The following is a 16685-nucleotide window of genomic DNA, read 5'->3' as shown; positions in this document are numbered from 1 at the left end:
CACCGAAAGTAGGGGCACGGCGTCGATAACGTTTGATTTCTCTCGCCAGATTATAGAATGCCGTGCCCCCACAGTCTGAAATTTGTTTGATTAAACACACCGAAAGTAGGGGCACGGCGTCGATAACTTTTGATTTCTCTGCCCAGATTATAGAATGCCGTGCCCCCACAGTCTGAAATTTATGGGATCGAACACACCAGAAGTAGGGGCACGGCGTGGATAAATTTTGATTTCTCTCCAAAAATTATCTCTTGCCGTGCCCCGAAAGCCTTTAAATCGTCTGTGTCAAATGATACGGACTGGTCAATTTATCCAACTGGTTCACCAACAAACTGAGGAATAAACCCACATCGGTAACGACACCAACCGATTCAATTGAACCGCGATCGCTCAACTTTGTCACCACCGCCGGGTTAATATCCACGCACACCATCTTGACGCCAGCGGGAGTCATATTCCCCACGCCAATCGAATGCAACATCGAAGACAGCATCAGAATCATTTCTGCCCCTTCCAGGAGTTTTGCATATCCTTGCTGTGCTTTAATTAAATCCATTTCCGTATCCGGTAATGGACCATCGTCGCGAATCGAACCAGCGAGGCAGAAGGGCACGTTGTTGCGGACGCACTCGTACATGACGCCGCTGGTGATGATGCCTTGCTCTACGGCGTTCGCAATGCTACCGTAGCGGCGAATTAAATTAATTACCTTCAAGTGGTGGCGATGTCCGCCTCGGACGGCGACGCCGCGTTTCATATCGACCCCCAAGGAAGTCCCCATCATCGCTTGTTCGATATCGTGGACGGCGATCGCATTGCCACCCAACAATGCTTGCACGTAACCTTCGCGAATCAAACGGGATAAATGTTCTGCACCGCCGGTATGAATTACTACAGGGCCAGCCGTGACAACGACTTTACCACCGCGATCTCTTATTTGGCGCAATTCCCAAGCAATTTGTTCGACCACTAATTCGACGCGGCGTTCGCTGGAAACACCAGATCCCATAAAGGTGAATTCCTGGGTATTGCGTTGTTCCCGCGATTCGGTTTTGCGGACGGTGCGAATCCCTTCTATCCCGACGATTACATGTTCGCCGATTTCCAAATCTCGCAGCAACTTGCATTTAGCAACCGGGCCATCTGGAGTATAGGTGATAGCGATCGCGCCATCCATGCGCTGATTTTGCACTTTCACCCACTCGCAATGCACCCGTACTTCCGTCGGATAAATCGTCGTCACGTAGAAGTCATCCGGTGCTACACCCGCTTGGGTTACAGGTTCGAGATTAACATCGCAAATTTCTTGCGGCGGCGGTACCGCACCCAAGTCGATCAACTGGGTGACGATCTCTTCCATGATGTCGTGAGAAGGTGCAGATACCTTCACATCTGCCGCCGAAGTACTTTGCCGCTGTTCCCCCAGATTAAAATTGAGTACCTGGAAGCTACCGCCATTGTCCACAATTAAGTCTAGGGCGCGGTTGATTAAACCCGAATCCAGCAGGTGTCCTTCCAACCGAATCGTGCGACTTTCTACCGACACGTTGGCGTGGACTTCGACTCGCACGGGTTCGGTAACGCGCAGGGTCAAGCACTTAGCCGCACCTCCTGCTTTGAGGAATTCCGTCAGCGCTGTTTCAATTACCTCAAACCCAGCATCAGCCAAACGCTGCTTCAGACTGTCACTCGCCTTGTTCATCACCACAATGCTGTCCACGTTGACAGCATTGCAAGCGAAGTTGACCGCATCTGCTTCTGAAATCGCCATGCGTTTTTCAGCGGGAACCCGCATTTCAATCAAGCGATTCGAGTAAGAATCGAACGCGGGTGGATAGTAAAGTAAATAGCCGCCAGCAAGGGGACAGAAGCAGGTATCTAAGTGATAGAAACGCTCATCAATTAAGCGCAGCGATAGCACTTCAATATCCAACCACTTTGCCAGATAAGGATGCGAGTCGAGTTCCGACCTAAAGCCGTATCCCGCCCACAACCAGCGCCCTTCTCGGTCGAGTAAAGCGTCTCCCGCGCCTTCAAATGGCAAGTCTTTCGGCAGTTCGTAAACTGTATAGCCTTGCGACTCGAACCACTCTTTAAAATAAGGTTCTTCTCCCTGACGTTCTTTGTGATAAAAACGACTGAGAACGACATTCTTTCCCAACACCAAACCCGCGTTGGCGGTAAATACCATATCGGGCCAACCCTGTTGGGGTTTGACTAAATCGACGAGCGCATGGTCTTTGAGAACGTGGTGTAGCTTTTGCCACTGTTCTACCGCGCGATCGCGCGATGATTTGTGTATATTCCCCTCCATCCAAGGATTAATCACGTAATCCACGTCGTAGTGGTCGGGGGCGCACATCAAGAAGCGAATCTGATCGGTCATAATGAATTTTTACAGGTAGATTACACAGCTCTACAGACTTTCAATATAAGCCACTCCAAAAGTTCCCCGCCGCGATCGTTTCCATCCGAACCGTTGCGGGTCGCTATCAAAGCCAGCTTTATATTTTATCAGACCTGTACCTATAGTTGTATCAGGCTTTACCGTTTCTCGTCTGTCTTGGGTTCCCGCCCGCTTAATAGTACAAAAATACCAATCAAATGCTACAATACATGCTAAAAATAAATAGCCGAGGGAATATGCTGCTCAAAACTACGAACGGTTATAACTTTTCGGAAGTTGCTTCGGCGTTTCAAAAATCAATTCGGCGGGGGATAGAAGCAGAAGCTTTGTACTGGGGAACAGAATTAGATCAAAGCGGGTATGGAGAGTATGTCTGGAAACGAATGCGAATTATTGTTTCGGAGGATATCGGATTAGCTGAACCGATGCTACCGGCAGTGATATGGTCATTGTATCAAATGTGGGTAGCGCACCGCCAGAAAAAAGACGAAAAGCATCATCCAGAACGGCTGTTTTTAATCCACGGTATTTTGCTATTAGTTTGAGCCAAAAAATCGTGCATTGTAGACCATGCAACGGTAATTTATTACAGTGGAAATTTACCGCGTCTGGAAATTCCTGACTATGCCATAGACAAACATACCATGCGCGGACGGCGAATGAAGCGCGGATTTGAACACTTTTTTACCGCAGGAATGAAGCTGGAGAACTCAGCAGATTTGGCAGCTCCGTATTGGGAAAGGGCGAAGCAAATATTAGTCGGTGCAGCTACCAGCAGCGAATTATTTAATACTTCCGACTATCCAGAGGAGGATTATCCTTGACCAGGACTTATATGATGTCCGGCAAATAACCCTTAATTACAACTCTGGGCGTCCCCGTGTCCCCGTGTCAGTCCTAATTATGGGTATTCAAAAGGACGATTTTAGAAACCTAATGGGGAGCGTAGGGACACGGCAATCATAAAATGTTCGCTTTTACAGAAGATTTCGGATGCCGTGTCCCTACAACATTCCCGACGATTTTTGCCATGGCACTTACTGTATTCGAGGCATTAACTGACTGAGGACAAGTCAAACTATTTTTATTTCTCAATAAAGCGCATTGGCATAAAGCCAGCATCCTGAATCAGCCGTTGCCCCTCCTCCGTCAGGAGTAGCGAAGCGTAAGCTTCACCAGCTTTAGTTTCAATTGAACCATCTTGCCTGACTACAACATAAATCTGTCGTACCAGTGGATATTGATTAGTTTTAATTGCTTCCCGATTAATTTTATTGGGTTGCTTAAGACATGCTTCCTCTGGCATAAGTTTGCCCTCGTAGGGAGCAACAAATTTGCTGTTTTTATCTTTAGCAACTACCAGCGGTTTGACGCTACACTGACCAATTAATGTTCTGGCAGACGCGATATAAATTCCACCTGGTTCATCATTTTTTTTAGGGTTGCCAATTTGGTTAATTGCCTCACTTGGAGTACCGAAAAAACGAATATTATTCCCAAAATCTTCTCCGTTTAAAAAATACCCCTTGACGATTGTGGGACGGCCACTTCCTTGGGTTGCGTATGGTTTAATCGTTAAGTCGGGGCCACCAAGTTCACGCCAGTTTCTATACTTGCCCTTGTAAATTCCCACCAATTGTTCAACGGTTAAGCCTTTTACATTTAAGCTGGGATGAACAACCGCTACTACGGCATCATAAGCCACAGGAATTTGCTTGAGGGTGAATCCCCTTTTATTCGCCAAGACAACTTCGTAGTTAGTTATAGGACGAGAGGACTGGGCAAACGCCAAACGACCTTCAATTAACATCTTGATGCCGTTCCCAGAACTAGGTAGTTCAACTGGATCTTGCTTGTAAGTAATTTGAAACTTAGGCAGTTCCGCTTGAATTTTTTTGTCCGCAGTGCCTCGAATGGATGCCCAACTGGTACTTCCTCCATAGTGCCAGATACCAAACGGAATTTTGTTGCGCTCTGCGAATTCAGCAAAGGTTTTTTGTTCGGGGGTAGGCTTAAATGAGAACGCGATGCTGGCGACAGCCAAAGTAGCCAATAAACCCGCCCCAATTTTGACAGGTAAGCGTTGAGGCTGAGGCCAGGTGAGCGTCCCTGCTGCGGGATTTTGGCAGATTACGGGTAGCCAAGAAGCACAGGGAGATTCTGTTTCCATACCCTGCAACTTTTCCCGGGCTATCCTAACAGCTTGGTGGAGGGATTTTCCTTGAGAAAAAGCGGTGAGGAAATATCGCACAAACGCCTGGGCTACCTTGTCGGGTACGGGTTCCCGCATTGCGATCGCATTCGGTATTCCCACATCTGCAATCTTTGCTAGCAATCCCAATCCATCACAAGAGTTGAAGATTGCCAGCTGCAAACCGTTTTTCACTGCCTCCTTGAGCGCATACCGCAACTCGTCTGGCGATAAACTCTCCCTGTCGTTAATCTGAATTACTCCTTGCAGCGTATTACCAGAATTTTCCAGATAGCTGGAACTGTGACCAGCAAAAAACAAAATATCCCATGGTTTGTTCCACAGATGTTCGTTAAGTTCTTGTCGTTTAGGCTGGTTCAGCAGAGTGACGCTTGCTCCCCGTATCTGACTCAGCGCCTTTTTGTCTTCCTCAACATTAATCCCCTTTGCATCGCCCAAAATTGCCAATATTTTTACCGGATTGCTAAGCGGCCTCGACGGTGCTGGGGCATACTTGCTACCCAAGACAATTTCAGCCTTGGGAAGGCTTTCTAGTAAATCCCACAAGTGCCAAGGGAGCTTTTGCAGTTGTACGTTCTGGGTCTGAAGAACAATCCGCGCTTCATCTTCCTTCTTCACTTCCTTTAGCACCGCATTCAGCAACTTTTGCATGGGAGACTGGTCGAACCATTCTTGCAGACACTTCTCTAACGCAGACGCCGCATTTTTGCACTCTTCTTCACGGGAGTAATTGTTCGTTTGACTTGGGGCAAAAGTAATCTTCCTGTCGCCTTTATATTTCGACTGCCATTCATAATACAGGTCAGGAATCTTTGCGTCTGGGGGGACACGACCGCGAACCTCCACGACTGGGGGTTTTCCCTCTTCACCAATCTGAAGCGTCACGGGAGGGCCCTGCTCAAAACTGCCCTGATCAATCTTGAAAACAACCAGCTTTTGCATATTGGACTCCGCAATCTGTGGCTAGGAGCGCAGCATCAGGTTAAGCAATTGTTAACTGTTGAAACCGTTGCTTTGATGCAACGCCAGTCAGAATTTATTATTGCTTAATGTTTTTCCAGCAATTTTTATAAATAACTCAAGTTGCTAGTTATCTCATGGATAGGAGCTAATGGCTAATGGCTAATGGCTAATGGCTAATAGCTAATGGCTAATGTCAGTAAAAATCCTATATTAGCAATTAGCAATTAGCCAGCAAAGCCCTTGTTTATAACTAGCAACTTGCGTTAAATAAATTATCAACGAATTTATCAAACAACGAAGTGTTCCGCTATACATCCGTCCAGTCTCGCCTTGACAATAGACTGCTTGCAGAAGTGATTGGGACGGGCAGGATGCCCATCCCACAAGAGGTTTTTTTTCTTGTGGGGTAGGCGTCGGTGCCTGCCCACAAATTGATGGAAAAGGGTCTTTTGCCCTGTCTAATGAACCGTGACAACGGCTTAGCGCTGACTTTGGCGTTGCGCGTCCAGGCTATTTCTTGTATTTCAACAAAGCAGGAGGCCAAGTTGCTTTTGCTAATAAAGGTTGTAATTCTTTAGCAATTCTATCTGCCAAAAGTTGTTGACCTGCTGCGTTGGGATGAATTACATCATCTTGTCGATAGCGTGTATCATCTAAAATGCCTTTGAATATTTCAGGAATCAGATAAGATTTTGTATCTTTGGCAAGGCGCTGATAAAGTTCGTAGTAATTACCTCTAAAAGCGCCGCCGTTGATTCCCAAAAGCACGACAATCGCTTTTTTGTCTTGAATTGAAGTAATAATTTGTCGCAGGTTTTGTTCTGTTTCGGCAATGGGAATTATTCGCAGAAAATCGTTGCCACCCAATTCAACAATAACTAACCAAGGTTCTTCTGCCAGTACATCTTTTTGCAAGCGAGCGAGTCCCATTGCTGTTGTATCGCCGCTGACGCCTTTATTTAAAATTGGCACGCCCAATTGACGACTGAGGACGCTGGGGAAAGCTTCTGTTTGTGCTAGTCCATATCCTTCGGCAATGCTATCGCCCAAGACGATAAATTGCTTACCCGCACCAGCTTTGAGATTGGCGATCGCATCAAGCGAACTGCTGCAACTGGTGAAGGCAAGCAGGGAACAGCAGATTAAGGAAAAGAACCAAATCCAGCGACGGTTTTTCATCGGGTTATTGATTAATTAACGCAAGTTGCTAGTTATATCATGCATAGCAGCTAATCGCTAATGGCTAATGGCTAATGGCTAAAGTTAGTAAAAATTCTATATTAGCAATTAGCAATTAGCAATTAGCGATTAGCAATTAGCAACTTGCGTTAATAATAACTAAAATCGCTGAAATTTTACCTGTAAACCATCCCGTGGATGGGGTGTCGGTACTCGAATCAATTCCAAACTTTGGTTGGGCAACAATTCCCATGTATAGTTGCGAACCAACTGTGCGGCGAATACTTTCATCACCAACTGGGCGAAAGCTTTGCCCAAACACTCGCGCATTCCGCCGCCAAAGGGAAGATAGCCAAAAGGCTTTTGTTTATCTTCAGATCGTTCTGGCGAAAACCGTTCCGGATCGAATTGTTCTGGCTGAGAATAGATAGAACTATCTTCATGAGTCTCGGCAATTTGATACAGCGCCACCCAACCTTCAGGAATGGAATAACCGTTAAATTCACAAGTTTTGACTACCTTACGAAAGCCACCACCTACGGGAGGAACCAGTCGCAGCACTTCTTTCAACACCATTTCCAGATAAGTCATCTGTCTGAGATTTTCCGCTGTCAAGCAGCCATCGGGAGCAACTTGCAAAACTTCTGCTCTTGCTAGTGCCAAAACCTCTGGATGCTGTGCGAGGCACAAACACAGCGTACCCAAAGCAGAGGTAAGAGTTTCGTGTCCGGCAAATAATAGCAGCAACACTTGGTCTTTTAATTCAGCCAAACTCAAGCCGTTACCTTCATCGTCGCAAGCTTGCAATAATAGTCCCAAGGCATCTTGTCCTGGGTTTTGTTCGGCTTGGCGACGCAGTACAATTTTTTCTATATGGTCTAGAATTTCTTTTCGGCAATATAGTGCCCGACCAAACTTAGTCCAAGGTAAGGGAATGGCAATCGTAAACAGACCATCGCACCAATCTTTAAACAACTGGCTGATGTTAGTTTCGGAACTGGAATCTTCACCTACTAACGTAAGTTGCTAGTTATCTTTTTAGGGCTGCTAATAGCTAATGGCTAATCGCTAATGGCTAATGCTATAACCGAAAAATATTCCCATGAGCAATTAGCAATTAGCGATTAGCAATGCGAGCAACCCATAATAGTTATAACTAGCAACTTGGGTTATTAGCAAACTGCTGGCAACATCAAAAGTATAATCTCGCAGCTGGGGATACCAAGTTAACTTGCCGAGTTTTTCCCACTTTTGCAAATATTCCAGCGTAATGCGTTCCATAGAAGGTAAATAACCCGCCAGTGCCTTGGGTTGAAAAGCGTAAGATAGTAGCTTGCGTCGAGATTGGTGTTGGCTGCCTTCCTGCACGGCTAACGATAGCGACCCTAGCAAAATTTTAGTGCTTTGGGGCCAAGCGATCGCAAAATACTTATCATTGGTAAGAATAAATCGATTTGCCTCCGCGCCGACCAAGATAATTGTTCGACGCCCAAAAATCGAGGTTTTAAATAGGGATCCGTATTTCTTGACCCGCTTTTCAATAAAATCTGCATCGCGCAAAAACCCGATCGTTTCGCCAATAATTGGAAGACCAAATTTGCCAGGGGGTAAAGGCAGCGATGCTTTTGTCTGGGTTATTGTCATAATTTCTCAGTTCTTTGGTGTTGAATCAAAGCATCGTGCTGCATTACATCCACAATTAATCCTTCCCGCGCCATCAATCCATTGGGACACATTGCTTTGACTTCTTCCGCCACTTTATCGAGAAAATCATCGTTGTGAGTTGGTTCGTGGTGAAATACCACATATCGCTTTACACCCGCTGCCATTGCGATTTTTGCCCCTGTCTGCCAAGTTGAATGTCCCCAACCCATTTTTGGAATTTTAGGGTGGTAATATTCCTCGTCGGTGTACATGGCATCGTAGATGAAAACATCGGCCTCCTGGGCTAGGTGCAACACGTTTTCATCCATACGATCGCTTGGATGTTCCGTATCCGTGCAGTAAAATACCGAATGTCCCTGCCACGTCACTCGATATCCCAGCGCGCCATTCGGGTGATTCAGCGGTCCTGTTTCCAGGGTGATATCGTCGAGTTTTACCACATCCCCCGCTTGGATTTCGTAAAACTTCAAGTCTGCTTCCAGCTTTCCATCCAGCGGCACTGGGGAGTTTGGGTGCAGCACCCGTTCCATGAAATGCTGTTTCATCGATACCTGACAATCGGGTACTCTGCCATAGATGTGGAAGCAATTACCCCGGACAAAGGCTGGGGTAAAAAAAGGCACTCCTTGAATGTGATCCCAGTGGTAGTGGGTAAAAAACATGTAAGCTTCCAGGGGCATCTGCTTCAGCAAACTTCTCCCCAGTACGTGTAAACCGCTACCACCATCAAATATCAGGCGTTTTCCAGCCACTCGCATTTCTATACAGGAAGTATTGCCACCGTAGCGTGCGGTTTCATTGCCAGGGGTGGGTATACTACCTCGCACACCCCAAAACTGGATTGCAAATTCGGAAGAAGGGTTAGTTATCATTTCTAACTTAGAACTTTAAAGTGCCACATTGACCCTGATGCCGCAACAGATGATCGCATAGCACTAAAGCAACCATTGCCTCTACCATAGGCACTGCTCTCGGCAATACGCAAGGGTCGTGGCGTCCTTTAGCTGCGAGTGTTGTTGCTTCACCCTCACGAGTGACGGTTTGCTGCTCTTTGCGAATCGTAGCAGTTGGTTTAAATGCCACACGTATAATAATGTTCTCGCCGTTGGTAATGCCACCCTGGATTCCGCCCGATCTGTTAGTTATCGTGCGGATATTACTGAACTCATCGGTATAAAATTCATCGTTATGTTCGCTGCCAGTCAGTAGAGTACCGGCAAAACCGGAGCCGATTTCAAACCCCTTACTTGCCGGTAAAGACATTACACCCTTCGCCAAGTCTGCTTCTAGTTTATCGAAGACAGGAGAACCCAAACCTTTGGGTACATTTCTTGCTACGCATTCCACAACACCGCCTATAGAGTCACCTTGTCGCCGCACCTGGTCTATTAGTTCTATCATCCTTTCCGCAGATTCTGAATCCGGACAGCGGACAATATTGCTTTCGACTTGTTCTAAGGTAACGGTGTTGGGATCGACAATACCTTCTAAATCTTTGATGCGTTTAACGTAGCCGACAATTTCTACATTGGCGAATTGAGAGAGAATTTTTTTAGCGATCGCACCCGCTGCGACTCTGCCTATTGTCTCCCGTGCCGAAGATCTGCCGCCACCTTGCCAATTGCGGATGCCATATTTTGCGTCGTAGGTAGCATCGGCGTGGGAGGGGCGATATTTTTGCGCCATTTCGTCGTAATCTTGGGGGCGGGTATCAGAGTTTCGCACTAAAATTGCGATTGGCGTCCCCAAGGTTTTACCTTCAAAAGTACCGGAGAGGATTTCGCAAATATCGGCTTCTTTGCGCGGCGTGGTAATCTTGCTTTGTCCGGGGCGGCGGCGGTCTAATTCTACCTGAATTTCCTCGGCTGAAATTTCCAATCTAGGTGGGCAACCATCAATTACGACTCCCACGCCGCCGCCGTGGGACTCGCCGAATGTGGTGATGCGAAATAGATGCCCAAAAGTGTTGCCCATAATACTGAAAAGAAAGGCTTGAGTTTAAATTTTAACAGCGATCGCTCTTGACCAGGAGGTTTGGTCAAAAGAACCTGGGTTTGCTGGCGCACCGCTGGAAACGGGCAGAGTGGGTTTTAGAGCGGCGGGGCTTAAGATAATAGAGAGCGATTCGCTGACGCAAGGCACAGAAACCGGGTTTTTTGAATAATAACTTCGCCAAAATGCGACACCCTTAAGGGTGTCGCTATACGAACAAAGCCCGCCAAAGCGGGCTGTAAAAATTTTAGCCCGCTTTGGCGGGCTTTGTTTGTGTAGCCCCATGCTTTAGCGTGGGGGCGTTGCAGAAAATTGGCGAAGGTATTATTGGAAAAACCCAGTTGCTTCAACCTGGTATTCTTGCTAATTGAAAAACCTGCTGTGCCGTAATTTCCAAACCCTCAAACAGAGAATCAACTAACAGAGTATCTCCCATATAAGTCGGCGGCGGCGCATCTGGATAAAAAACTGTAATGCTTCTCGCTTGACTATCCACCACCCAAACTCGCAACACTCCCGCATCCAAATAATCTCTTGCCTTAGCAGCTAATTCCCCAAAAGTTTTTCCTGGTGAAATAATTTCGATAACTAATTCTGGCGGCACCGGACAAGCTTCATTTTCCATCCAATCAGGTGCTAACCGCTGATGAGAAATGTATAAAAGTTCTGGTGTAGGCACCCAGCTTTTTTCTCGTCTGGTCAGTACAACAGCCCATTCTATCCCGACTTCACCCTTATCCCCACCCCACTGTTCCAACAGTCTCAGCAGTGCCTTTGTCAGTCTTGAATGAAAAAGTTTGGGTGACATTTTTGGTATTACCTCACCATCCACCAATTCGTAAGTCACATCGCCTTCTGGTAGGGCGAGAAATTCTTCCAGAGTGAGTTGTTTTTTTGTTTGGATCATGAATTTGCGCCCCCTTCTAAAAATTGCCAAGTAAAAAACCTCTCCACAAGGAGAGTGCTTTTATTTTAGCTATAACTTTCCCACAGAAACCGGGTTTTTCCAAAAAACCCGGTTTCTTGTTCGCGTCTCACCCTTGCAAAAACAAATTAATTATTATGTGAGAACCCGTGCTTGGGCAATTTTTCTGTCACCGATGGGGCGCACTTGAGAACTGAATAAGGAAATAATTGCAACAGTTTGACCTGTGAGTGTCATAAATTCTACTTCATATCCCAAACCTTCCTGATGTACTAACACCACAGTGCCAATATCGCCCGTTCTTAAACTATATTCGGGTAAGTCGGTGGTTAAAGCAACTCGGTCTAATTCAGCAATCATTTTGGTTAATTTGAGGAATTTTATTCTAGTGGGTATGCGCTGAATAAATATTTTATTCTATAACTATTTACAGTTATTTTGGCTGGGAGTTCCAGAAGTAGTTATTTTTATCCCAGAACCAATGTAAGCACTGCCGAATTTTTTAGTTTTAAGCATTGCTACAAATTGTTCTGCTTTAGAACGATTATAAAATGAAGCAACTAAAATTTTATTTACCGATCCTTCGTAAGCAGCATCACAACAATAAAGCTGGCGAATTTCTCTGAGATTAGATTCGCTATAATCTACATAAACAGGATACCAAGTTCCTGTACCACCTACACTCCTATCTCCGCAAAAGCTCATAGGGAAATTGAAAGTATTATCTTGTTTGGTATTCTGCTGATTAGGAGGAGAATAAAATTGACATTTGCTTAATATTATTGTCACAAATAAACCAGCAATTATTGAAAAAATTAACCTGGCTTTGTGAAGCTTGGCAGCTTGATGTTTTTGCAGAGCTTTCAGAATTTTCTTTTCTAAATCTCTGTTGTCGCTCATAACTTGCCTATTCTTTTCGCTGGTTTAAAGCTGCTTGCACTTTTTGTCGGACGGCTTCAGTTTCCTCTGGGGTAAGTTTTTCTGATGCAGGTGTAACATTAATGCGGGCTGTTTTAATCTGTTCTATTGACTTAAGTAAATCACTAAGTTCAATCTGCTCTTTTCTTTGACGTGCAACTCTCATAGCTGCATCAATAACAGCATTTTTGATGTCACGACCGCAAACGTCATCTACTTTTGCAAGTTCCTCTACTGATAGATTTTTGACCCCTGGCATCTTTTGAGGGAGATGTTTCCGCCAAATTTGCTGGCGACATTTTTCATCGGGCATGGGAAATTTTACATGACGTACCCGTGTTTCAAAGGCTTTGTCATAATTTTCAACTAAATTAGTAGAAAAAATTACAACACCACGAAATCGCTCTAAACAAATTAGTAGCTGACTTCGCATGGAATTTATAGCTTGCTCTGAACCTTGGTTAACATTTGTGAGTCTTTTTGACAGGAGTGAGTCAGCTTCATCGATAAATAATAAAGCTCTATCTCGCTCTGCGGCTAAAAAAATTGCCTCGACATTTTTTGGCCCTTCGCCGTGATACATACTTTCTATTTGGGCATAACTAGCAACTAAAATTGGGCGATTAATTTTCGAGGCTATGGCGTGTGCTGCTAATGTTTTTCCTGTTCCAGGTTTACCATGAAAATTTAGAGCAGTTCGAGGAAAAGGCTCTATTTCTCTCAAACCCCACTCATCGAAAACTTTAGCTTCTAGCTCAATTAAGTCAACGGCTAAAAGTAATTCATCCTCTACTTCTTGAGAGATGACTAACTGCTCAAAAGTAAATAAAGGTAGTCCTGCTTTATACTTCTGAGCGCGTTCTTCCGGTGACAGATCGTAGTCAGATTTTTTCCGATCGGTGTCACTGGTATTAGCAGGTAAATTTTCACTATTTTTGTCAATTTCTGATGCAGTGCCGATAGTAATCTGGATTTTCTCAATACCCGTTTCATCCAGTAGCTTATTGACTGCATTCAAAAGCCTATTTTGACAAAGACGTGCTGCAACTTCTGGTACTTGAGAGGGAATACCATCTACCCAAATAGAACGAGGTTGATTCATATCCTCCTAAATATTATTTAGATTTATATAATTAATCTTTGTGAAACTATTGCCAGAATGCAACTTCCTTTAGTCCATAACTATGAGCCTGCTTAATTGTCATATCAACAGAACTAGCTTTAATGATTCTTGCATCATGAACTTTTTGATTTTTGTTATCGAATATCCCCTGAACTACGTTGTAATCGTTATTTTGCATTGCTGTTTTGAGAGTAAAAGCAACATACTCTCTGTTTTCCATAGCTCGCCGATCGTTTTCAACCAGCAAATATGCAAATTTTTTAAACCACCCAATTATTATCTCAAATGTTAAGTTTGCAAAATAGACAGTTACATAAATACCAGCAGAAACACCTGCCCATACCGCAGCCCAAAGTAATAGTGTTAATGGCTCCATATTTTTCTGTTTACTCCACAATTATTAGTTTTTTATTTCCAAAAATGTCCAACAGTTCCTCGTCCAATTCTCTTGCCACTAACTGACGACCATAGGGGACACCATTTGGACTAAGAACTATTTGATTATTTTTATCCAGAAATACTTGTGCTAAGTGATAGCCTTGGGGATGAGGTTGACGTAGAATAGCCCCCTTCCGTATCCTTGTATCTTTAGGACGATCGGTGATAAAGTATTTAATAGTTTCTTCATAGGTTATTATTGGTATAACTTGTGGTATTTGTACAACGTTACGCACCCATTCACCAAACTCTAATACAATATCTTGAGGAAACGGAAACTCATATCCACCAGATTTTCGAGGTTTCAACTCAAAAGCAATTAATTCTCGATCCTCCAAGATGTCACTTAATTTTTTGTCCAGTTTTTTGGCAACCATCTGACAACCATAAGGTATTCCATTAGGACGACAAATAAGGTTATTTTGTCTGTCTAAAAACACCTGTGCTAAAAATTGACCTTCTGGATGATCTTGGCAAATAATAGCTCCTTTTTTTACGTTAGCATTTCCCGGTCGATCGCTCTGGAAATAACTTATAGCTTCTTCAAAAGTTATCTCTTCTAATACTTCAGGTATGCCGTGAATGCGCGGCAAGCATTTATTGAACTCCCTAACTATCCGCGCCACATCCTCAGCCGTGATTTTATGTTCCCCCTCAGAGGTATTTTTGGCAAACCAGTCAAACCAGTTAATAAACCATGACATATTTTATCTGGAATCTTTAATCAGGTAGAATTTTATACTACATAGGCTGTATCTATACTTTATTATGCCATGCGATTTTCTCTTTTTGCTCTTTATAAAAGTGTTATTTAGCGTACAATAGTAAAAATTTTTACTGATAATAGAGGGTTAAAAAGTGTGAAATACTAAGTTAAGTGTTAAAAAGTGTGATATAGTAGTATTTGCCAAAAATAACCGTACTTTCACCTATGGAAATAGAAGAAGTATTAAAATGGACTGACGAACAAGTATTTGTTAAGACGGGAAAACATCTTGATTCGTTGCAAAGATGTATATTAGAGGAAGTTTGGCAAGGTGAGAAATATGTTGAAATAGCTAAAAAGTGCAATCGAAGTGAAGATCATATTAAACAAGTTGCTAGAAAATTATATAAACTTCTCTCAGAGCTTCTAGGGGAAGATGTAAAAAAAACTAATGTTCGCTCTATTTTAGAAAGCAAAGCAGTATCCAGTATTTACAATTTTGGTAACTCTTCACAGATTGTTAATAGTAAAATTAATAGAAGTAATATCAATATTTGTGGAGAAAAAGGGCAATATGCAGAAGATGTTCAGCAGCGATCTGACTCTCCCCAAAACCAAAATCCCTCGCCCATAATAGATTTAACAGAAGCCCCTGAACTACTTAGCTTTTACGATCGCACATCAGAACTATCCACGCTTAAAGAATGGATTTTACAAGCACGCGCGCGCTTGATAACCATATACGGATTAAGTGAAATCGGGACTAGCGCGATCGCACTCAAACTGATCTCACAAATTCAAACCGAATTCGATTACATTATTTGGCGAAGTCTGGGTGACACTCCCACACTCTCGACGCTGCTTCCCGAACTCAAGCAATTTTTTTCCCAATTCCAACAAACGCCATTACCCACAGTCATCGATTATTTTCGCGCCTATCGCTGTTTAGTAATCCTTGATGACGTGCAGAATATTTTTAAAATCGGTCAATTAGCAGGTCAATATTTAGCAGGATATGAAGATTACGGTAAATTTTTTAAACAAGTCGCCACATCATCTCACCAGAGTTGTTTAATCCGACTCAGTTGGGAAAAACCCAGAGAAATTACCAGTTTAGAAGGAGAAAACCGACCCGCACGAACGTTACACTTAAAAGGGTTAGAAGAACAAGGCGAAGAGATATTGAAAGAAAAAGGATTAACAGATGAAGATAAATGGTCAGAATTAATTACCCTTTATCAAGGTCATCCTTCCTGGTTAAATATCATAGCTGCAACCATACAGGAATTGTTTAACGGTAGCGTTTCCCTGTTTTTAGCAGAGCCAAATGAAATATTTTTAGGTGACATAGAACCACTTTTAGAATCTCACTTAGAGCGTTTATCCGAATCAGAAAAACAGGTAAGCTATTGGTTAGCTAGTCTTGATAAAGCTTTTGACATTTCCCAACAACCAGCAAATAGCGAATTATCCAAATCCGAATTCTGGCAAGCCATCCAATCATTAGCGCGACGCAGCTTAGTGGAAAAAGTGCAAGTAGGAGCGCTCACGCACTTTCACCTCAATCCTATATTCAAACAATACATTCAATCCCAGTCAAATCCTCTAAGAGAAAAATAGTAACACATTATTGCAGACCGCGAAGGCGGTCTTGGTTTGTATAGCCGCACCCTTCAGGGTGACGGCGATGGGTGCGCCTACGAAGAACGGGTGCGATCGCACGACTGACGCAAATCCACCAAAGTTTCTCTGAAAAATCGTCGCTTTTATAACCGTTTGCAACTTGGTGGAATACAAACCCCTGGTAGGGGCACGGCATCAAAAGCTTGTGGTGAGCAATAAATATTATCTATGCCGTGCCCCTACCGCGTGGTCAACAGAATTGAAAACCGCTGTAAACCAGAGATTGCCGCCAGAAGCCCGGTTTCTATCTCAAATCTTGTGCCAAGGAACCAGAGATCCCAGCCATCCACCTTTGTTTCTATGCCAAATCTTTGACTTAGAGCTAGATCTCGCCGGTTTCTCAGATCAAAAAACCCCAAAAACAAAAAGCGCCCCCCTAAAGGAGAGCGCTTTTCGTTAAAGTTCTAGCAACCTAGATCTTAACCATTGATAACCGGAGCGGTTAAAGCAACGGGAGCAGATTCACCAGCGGCT

General features: G+C 44.0%; 19 protein-coding genes. 4 read left to right on the top strand and 15 right to left on the bottom strand.

Translation table 11 applies throughout. From position 1 onward, the window contains the following. Both MiSe_RS40945 and argZ read right to left on the bottom strand, forming a co-directional pair. On the bottom strand, positions 1-241 hold a 241-nt coding region (locus MiSe_RS40945; RefSeq protein ID WP_226591630.1), incomplete at its 3' end, for a hypothetical protein. A gap of 30 nt (positions 242-271) precedes the next feature. Then, positions 272-2386 (bottom strand): bifunctional arginine dihydrolase/ornithine cyclodeaminase, encoded by a 2115-nt coding sequence (gene argZ / locus MiSe_RS40940; RefSeq protein ID WP_226591628.1) that lies wholly within the window; start codon positions 2384-2386, stop codon positions 272-274. 218 nt (positions 2387-2604) lie between these two features. Here argZ and MiSe_RS40935 point away from each other — a divergent pair, with 218 nt between their 5' ends. Together MiSe_RS40935 and MiSe_RS40930 are read left to right on the top strand one after the other, a co-directional pair. Further along, complete coding sequence (locus MiSe_RS40935) at positions 2605-2952, top strand: hypothetical protein (protein ID WP_226591626.1); 348 nt, start codon at positions 2605-2607, stop codon at positions 2950-2952. A gap of 114 nt (positions 2953-3066) precedes the next feature. Then, positions 3067-3231, top strand: coding sequence for a hypothetical protein (locus MiSe_RS40930; protein ID WP_226591624.1), 165 nt, complete (start codon positions 3067-3069; stop codon positions 3229-3231). Positions 3232-3491: 260 nt separating this feature from the next. Here the strand turns inward: MiSe_RS40930 and MiSe_RS40925 are convergent, their stop codons facing one another. From MiSe_RS40925 to MiSe_RS40870, 12 genes are all read right to left on the bottom strand, one after another. Next, entirely contained in the window at positions 3492-5504 is a 2013-nt protein-coding gene (locus MiSe_RS40925; RefSeq protein WP_226591622.1) for a substrate-binding domain-containing protein, read from the bottom strand. A 588-nt stretch (positions 5505-6092) separates the two neighbouring features. After that, positions 6093-6761: an arylesterase gene (locus MiSe_RS40920; protein ID WP_226591620.1), complete on the bottom strand. Its 669-nt coding sequence runs from the start codon at positions 6759-6761 to the stop codon at positions 6093-6095. A 159-nt stretch (positions 6762-6920) separates the two neighbouring features. Next, on the bottom strand, positions 6921-7736 hold the full coding sequence (locus tag MiSe_RS40915; protein WP_307731637.1) for a cytochrome P450: 816 nt from the start codon (positions 7734-7736) through the stop codon (positions 6921-6923). Positions 7737-7871: 135 nt separating this feature from the next. Then, on the bottom strand, positions 7872-8405 hold the full coding sequence (locus MiSe_RS40910) for a cytochrome P450 (RefSeq protein WP_226591618.1): 534 nt from the start codon (positions 8403-8405) through the stop codon (positions 7872-7874). Beyond that, positions 8402-9298, bottom strand: coding sequence for an MBL fold metallo-hydrolase (locus MiSe_RS40905; RefSeq protein WP_226591616.1), 897 nt, complete (start codon positions 9296-9298; stop codon positions 8402-8404). The genes MiSe_RS40910 and MiSe_RS40905 overlap by 4 nt, the downstream gene beginning before the upstream one ends. 7 nt (positions 9299-9305) lie before the next feature. Beyond that, a complete protein-coding gene (aroC, locus tag MiSe_RS40900; protein ID WP_226591614.1) occupies positions 9306-10400 on the bottom strand; it encodes a chorismate synthase in 1095 nt (364 codons plus the stop codon). A 364-nt stretch (positions 10401-10764) separates the two neighbouring features. Continuing rightward, positions 10765-11325, bottom strand: coding sequence for a Uma2 family endonuclease (locus MiSe_RS40895; protein ID WP_226591612.1), 561 nt, complete (start codon positions 11323-11325; stop codon positions 10765-10767). Positions 11326-11478: 153 nt separating this feature from the next. Further along, positions 11479-11703, bottom strand: coding sequence for a DUF4926 domain-containing protein (locus MiSe_RS40890; RefSeq protein WP_226591610.1), 225 nt, complete (start codon positions 11701-11703; stop codon positions 11479-11481). Between the two features lie 63 nt (positions 11704-11766). Further along, positions 11767-12243, bottom strand: coding sequence for a hypothetical protein (locus MiSe_RS40885; protein ID WP_226591608.1), 477 nt, complete (start codon positions 12241-12243; stop codon positions 11767-11769). A 7-nt stretch (positions 12244-12250) separates the two neighbouring features. Then, on the bottom strand, positions 12251-13279 hold the full coding sequence (locus MiSe_RS40880; RefSeq protein ID WP_226591606.1) for an ATP-binding protein: 1029 nt from the start codon (positions 13277-13279) through the stop codon (positions 12251-12253). Positions 13280-13409: 130 nt separating this feature from the next. Continuing rightward, positions 13410-13760: a hypothetical protein gene (locus tag MiSe_RS40875; RefSeq protein WP_226591604.1), complete on the bottom strand. Its 351-nt coding sequence runs from the start codon at positions 13758-13760 to the stop codon at positions 13410-13412. Between the two features lie 10 nt (positions 13761-13770). Continuing rightward, positions 13771-14526, bottom strand: a complete 756-nt coding sequence (locus MiSe_RS40870) for a hypothetical protein (protein WP_226591602.1) — start codon at positions 14524-14526, stop codon at positions 13771-13773. A 227-nt stretch (positions 14527-14753) separates the two neighbouring features. On the opposite strand from MiSe_RS40870, the gene MiSe_RS40865 reads away from it, so the two are divergent. Then, positions 14754-16148: a helix-turn-helix domain-containing protein gene (locus tag MiSe_RS40865; protein WP_226591600.1), complete on the top strand. Its 1395-nt coding sequence runs from the start codon at positions 14754-14756 to the stop codon at positions 16146-16148. A 7-nt stretch (positions 16149-16155) separates the two neighbouring features. On the opposite strand, the gene MiSe_RS40860 is transcribed toward MiSe_RS40865, so the two are convergent. Next, positions 16156-16347 (bottom strand): hypothetical protein, encoded by a 192-nt coding sequence (locus MiSe_RS40860; RefSeq protein ID WP_226591598.1) that lies wholly within the window; start codon positions 16345-16347, stop codon positions 16156-16158. 32 nt (positions 16348-16379) lie between these two features. On the opposite strand from MiSe_RS40860, the gene MiSe_RS40855 reads away from it, so the two are divergent. Beyond that, a complete protein-coding gene (locus MiSe_RS40855; protein ID WP_226591596.1) occupies positions 16380-16526 on the top strand; it encodes a hypothetical protein in 147 nt (48 codons plus the stop codon). Positions 16527-16685: the final 159 nt, after the last annotated feature.

The sequence above is a fragment of the Microseira wollei NIES-4236 genome (assembly GCF_020521235.1).
Lineage (GTDB): Bacteria > Cyanobacteriota > Cyanobacteriia > Cyanobacteriales > Aerosakkonemataceae > Microseira > Microseira wollei.
The sequence above is the reverse complement of the archived record's forward strand: the minus strand, read 5'-3'. Positions and strand labels throughout refer to the sequence as shown.

Excerpts from the sequence above, each read along its gene's own strand:
- argZ (WP_226591628.1), bottom strand. The coding sequence starts at position 2,386 with ATGACCGATCAGATTCGCTTCTTGATGTGCGCCCCCGACCACTACGAC.
- MiSe_RS40935 (WP_226591626.1), top strand. The coding sequence starts at position 2,605 with ATGCTACAATACATGCTAAAAATAAATAGCCGAGGGAATATGCTGCTC.
- MiSe_RS40930 (WP_226591624.1), top strand. The coding sequence starts at position 3,067 with ATGAAGCGCGGATTTGAACACTTTTTTACCGCAGGAATGAAGCTGGAG.
- MiSe_RS40920 (WP_226591620.1), bottom strand. The coding sequence starts at position 6,761 with ATGAAAAACCGTCGCTGGATTTGGTTCTTTTCCTTAATCTGCTGTTCC.
- MiSe_RS40910 (WP_226591618.1), bottom strand. The coding sequence starts at position 8,405 with ATGACAATAACCCAGACAAAAGCATCGCTGCCTTTACCCCCTGGCAAA.
- MiSe_RS40905 (WP_226591616.1), bottom strand. The coding sequence starts at position 9,298 with ATGATAACTAACCCTTCTTCCGAATTTGCAATCCAGTTTTGGGGTGTG.
- aroC (WP_226591614.1), bottom strand. The coding sequence starts at position 10,400 with ATGGGCAACACTTTTGGGCATCTATTTCGCATCACCACATTCGGCGAG.
- MiSe_RS40895 (WP_226591612.1), bottom strand. The coding sequence starts at position 11,325 with ATGATCCAAACAAAAAAACAACTCACTCTGGAAGAATTTCTCGCCCTA.
- MiSe_RS40890 (WP_226591610.1), bottom strand. The coding sequence starts at position 11,703 with ATGATTGCTGAATTAGACCGAGTTGCTTTAACCACCGACTTACCCGAA.
- MiSe_RS40885 (WP_226591608.1), bottom strand. The coding sequence starts at position 12,243 with ATGAGCGACAACAGAGATTTAGAAAAGAAAATTCTGAAAGCTCTGCAA.
- MiSe_RS40875 (WP_226591604.1), bottom strand. The coding sequence starts at position 13,760 with ATGGAGCCATTAACACTATTACTTTGGGCTGCGGTATGGGCAGGTGTT.
- MiSe_RS40870 (WP_226591602.1), bottom strand. The coding sequence starts at position 14,526 with ATGTCATGGTTTATTAACTGGTTTGACTGGTTTGCCAAAAATACCTCT.
- MiSe_RS40865 (WP_226591600.1), top strand. The coding sequence starts at position 14,754 with ATGGAAATAGAAGAAGTATTAAAATGGACTGACGAACAAGTATTTGTT.
- MiSe_RS40860 (WP_226591598.1), bottom strand. The coding sequence starts at position 16,347 with ATGCCGTGCCCCTACCAGGGGTTTGTATTCCACCAAGTTGCAAACGGT.
- MiSe_RS40855 (WP_226591596.1), top strand. The coding sequence starts at position 16,380 with ATGCCGTGCCCCTACCGCGTGGTCAACAGAATTGAAAACCGCTGTAAA.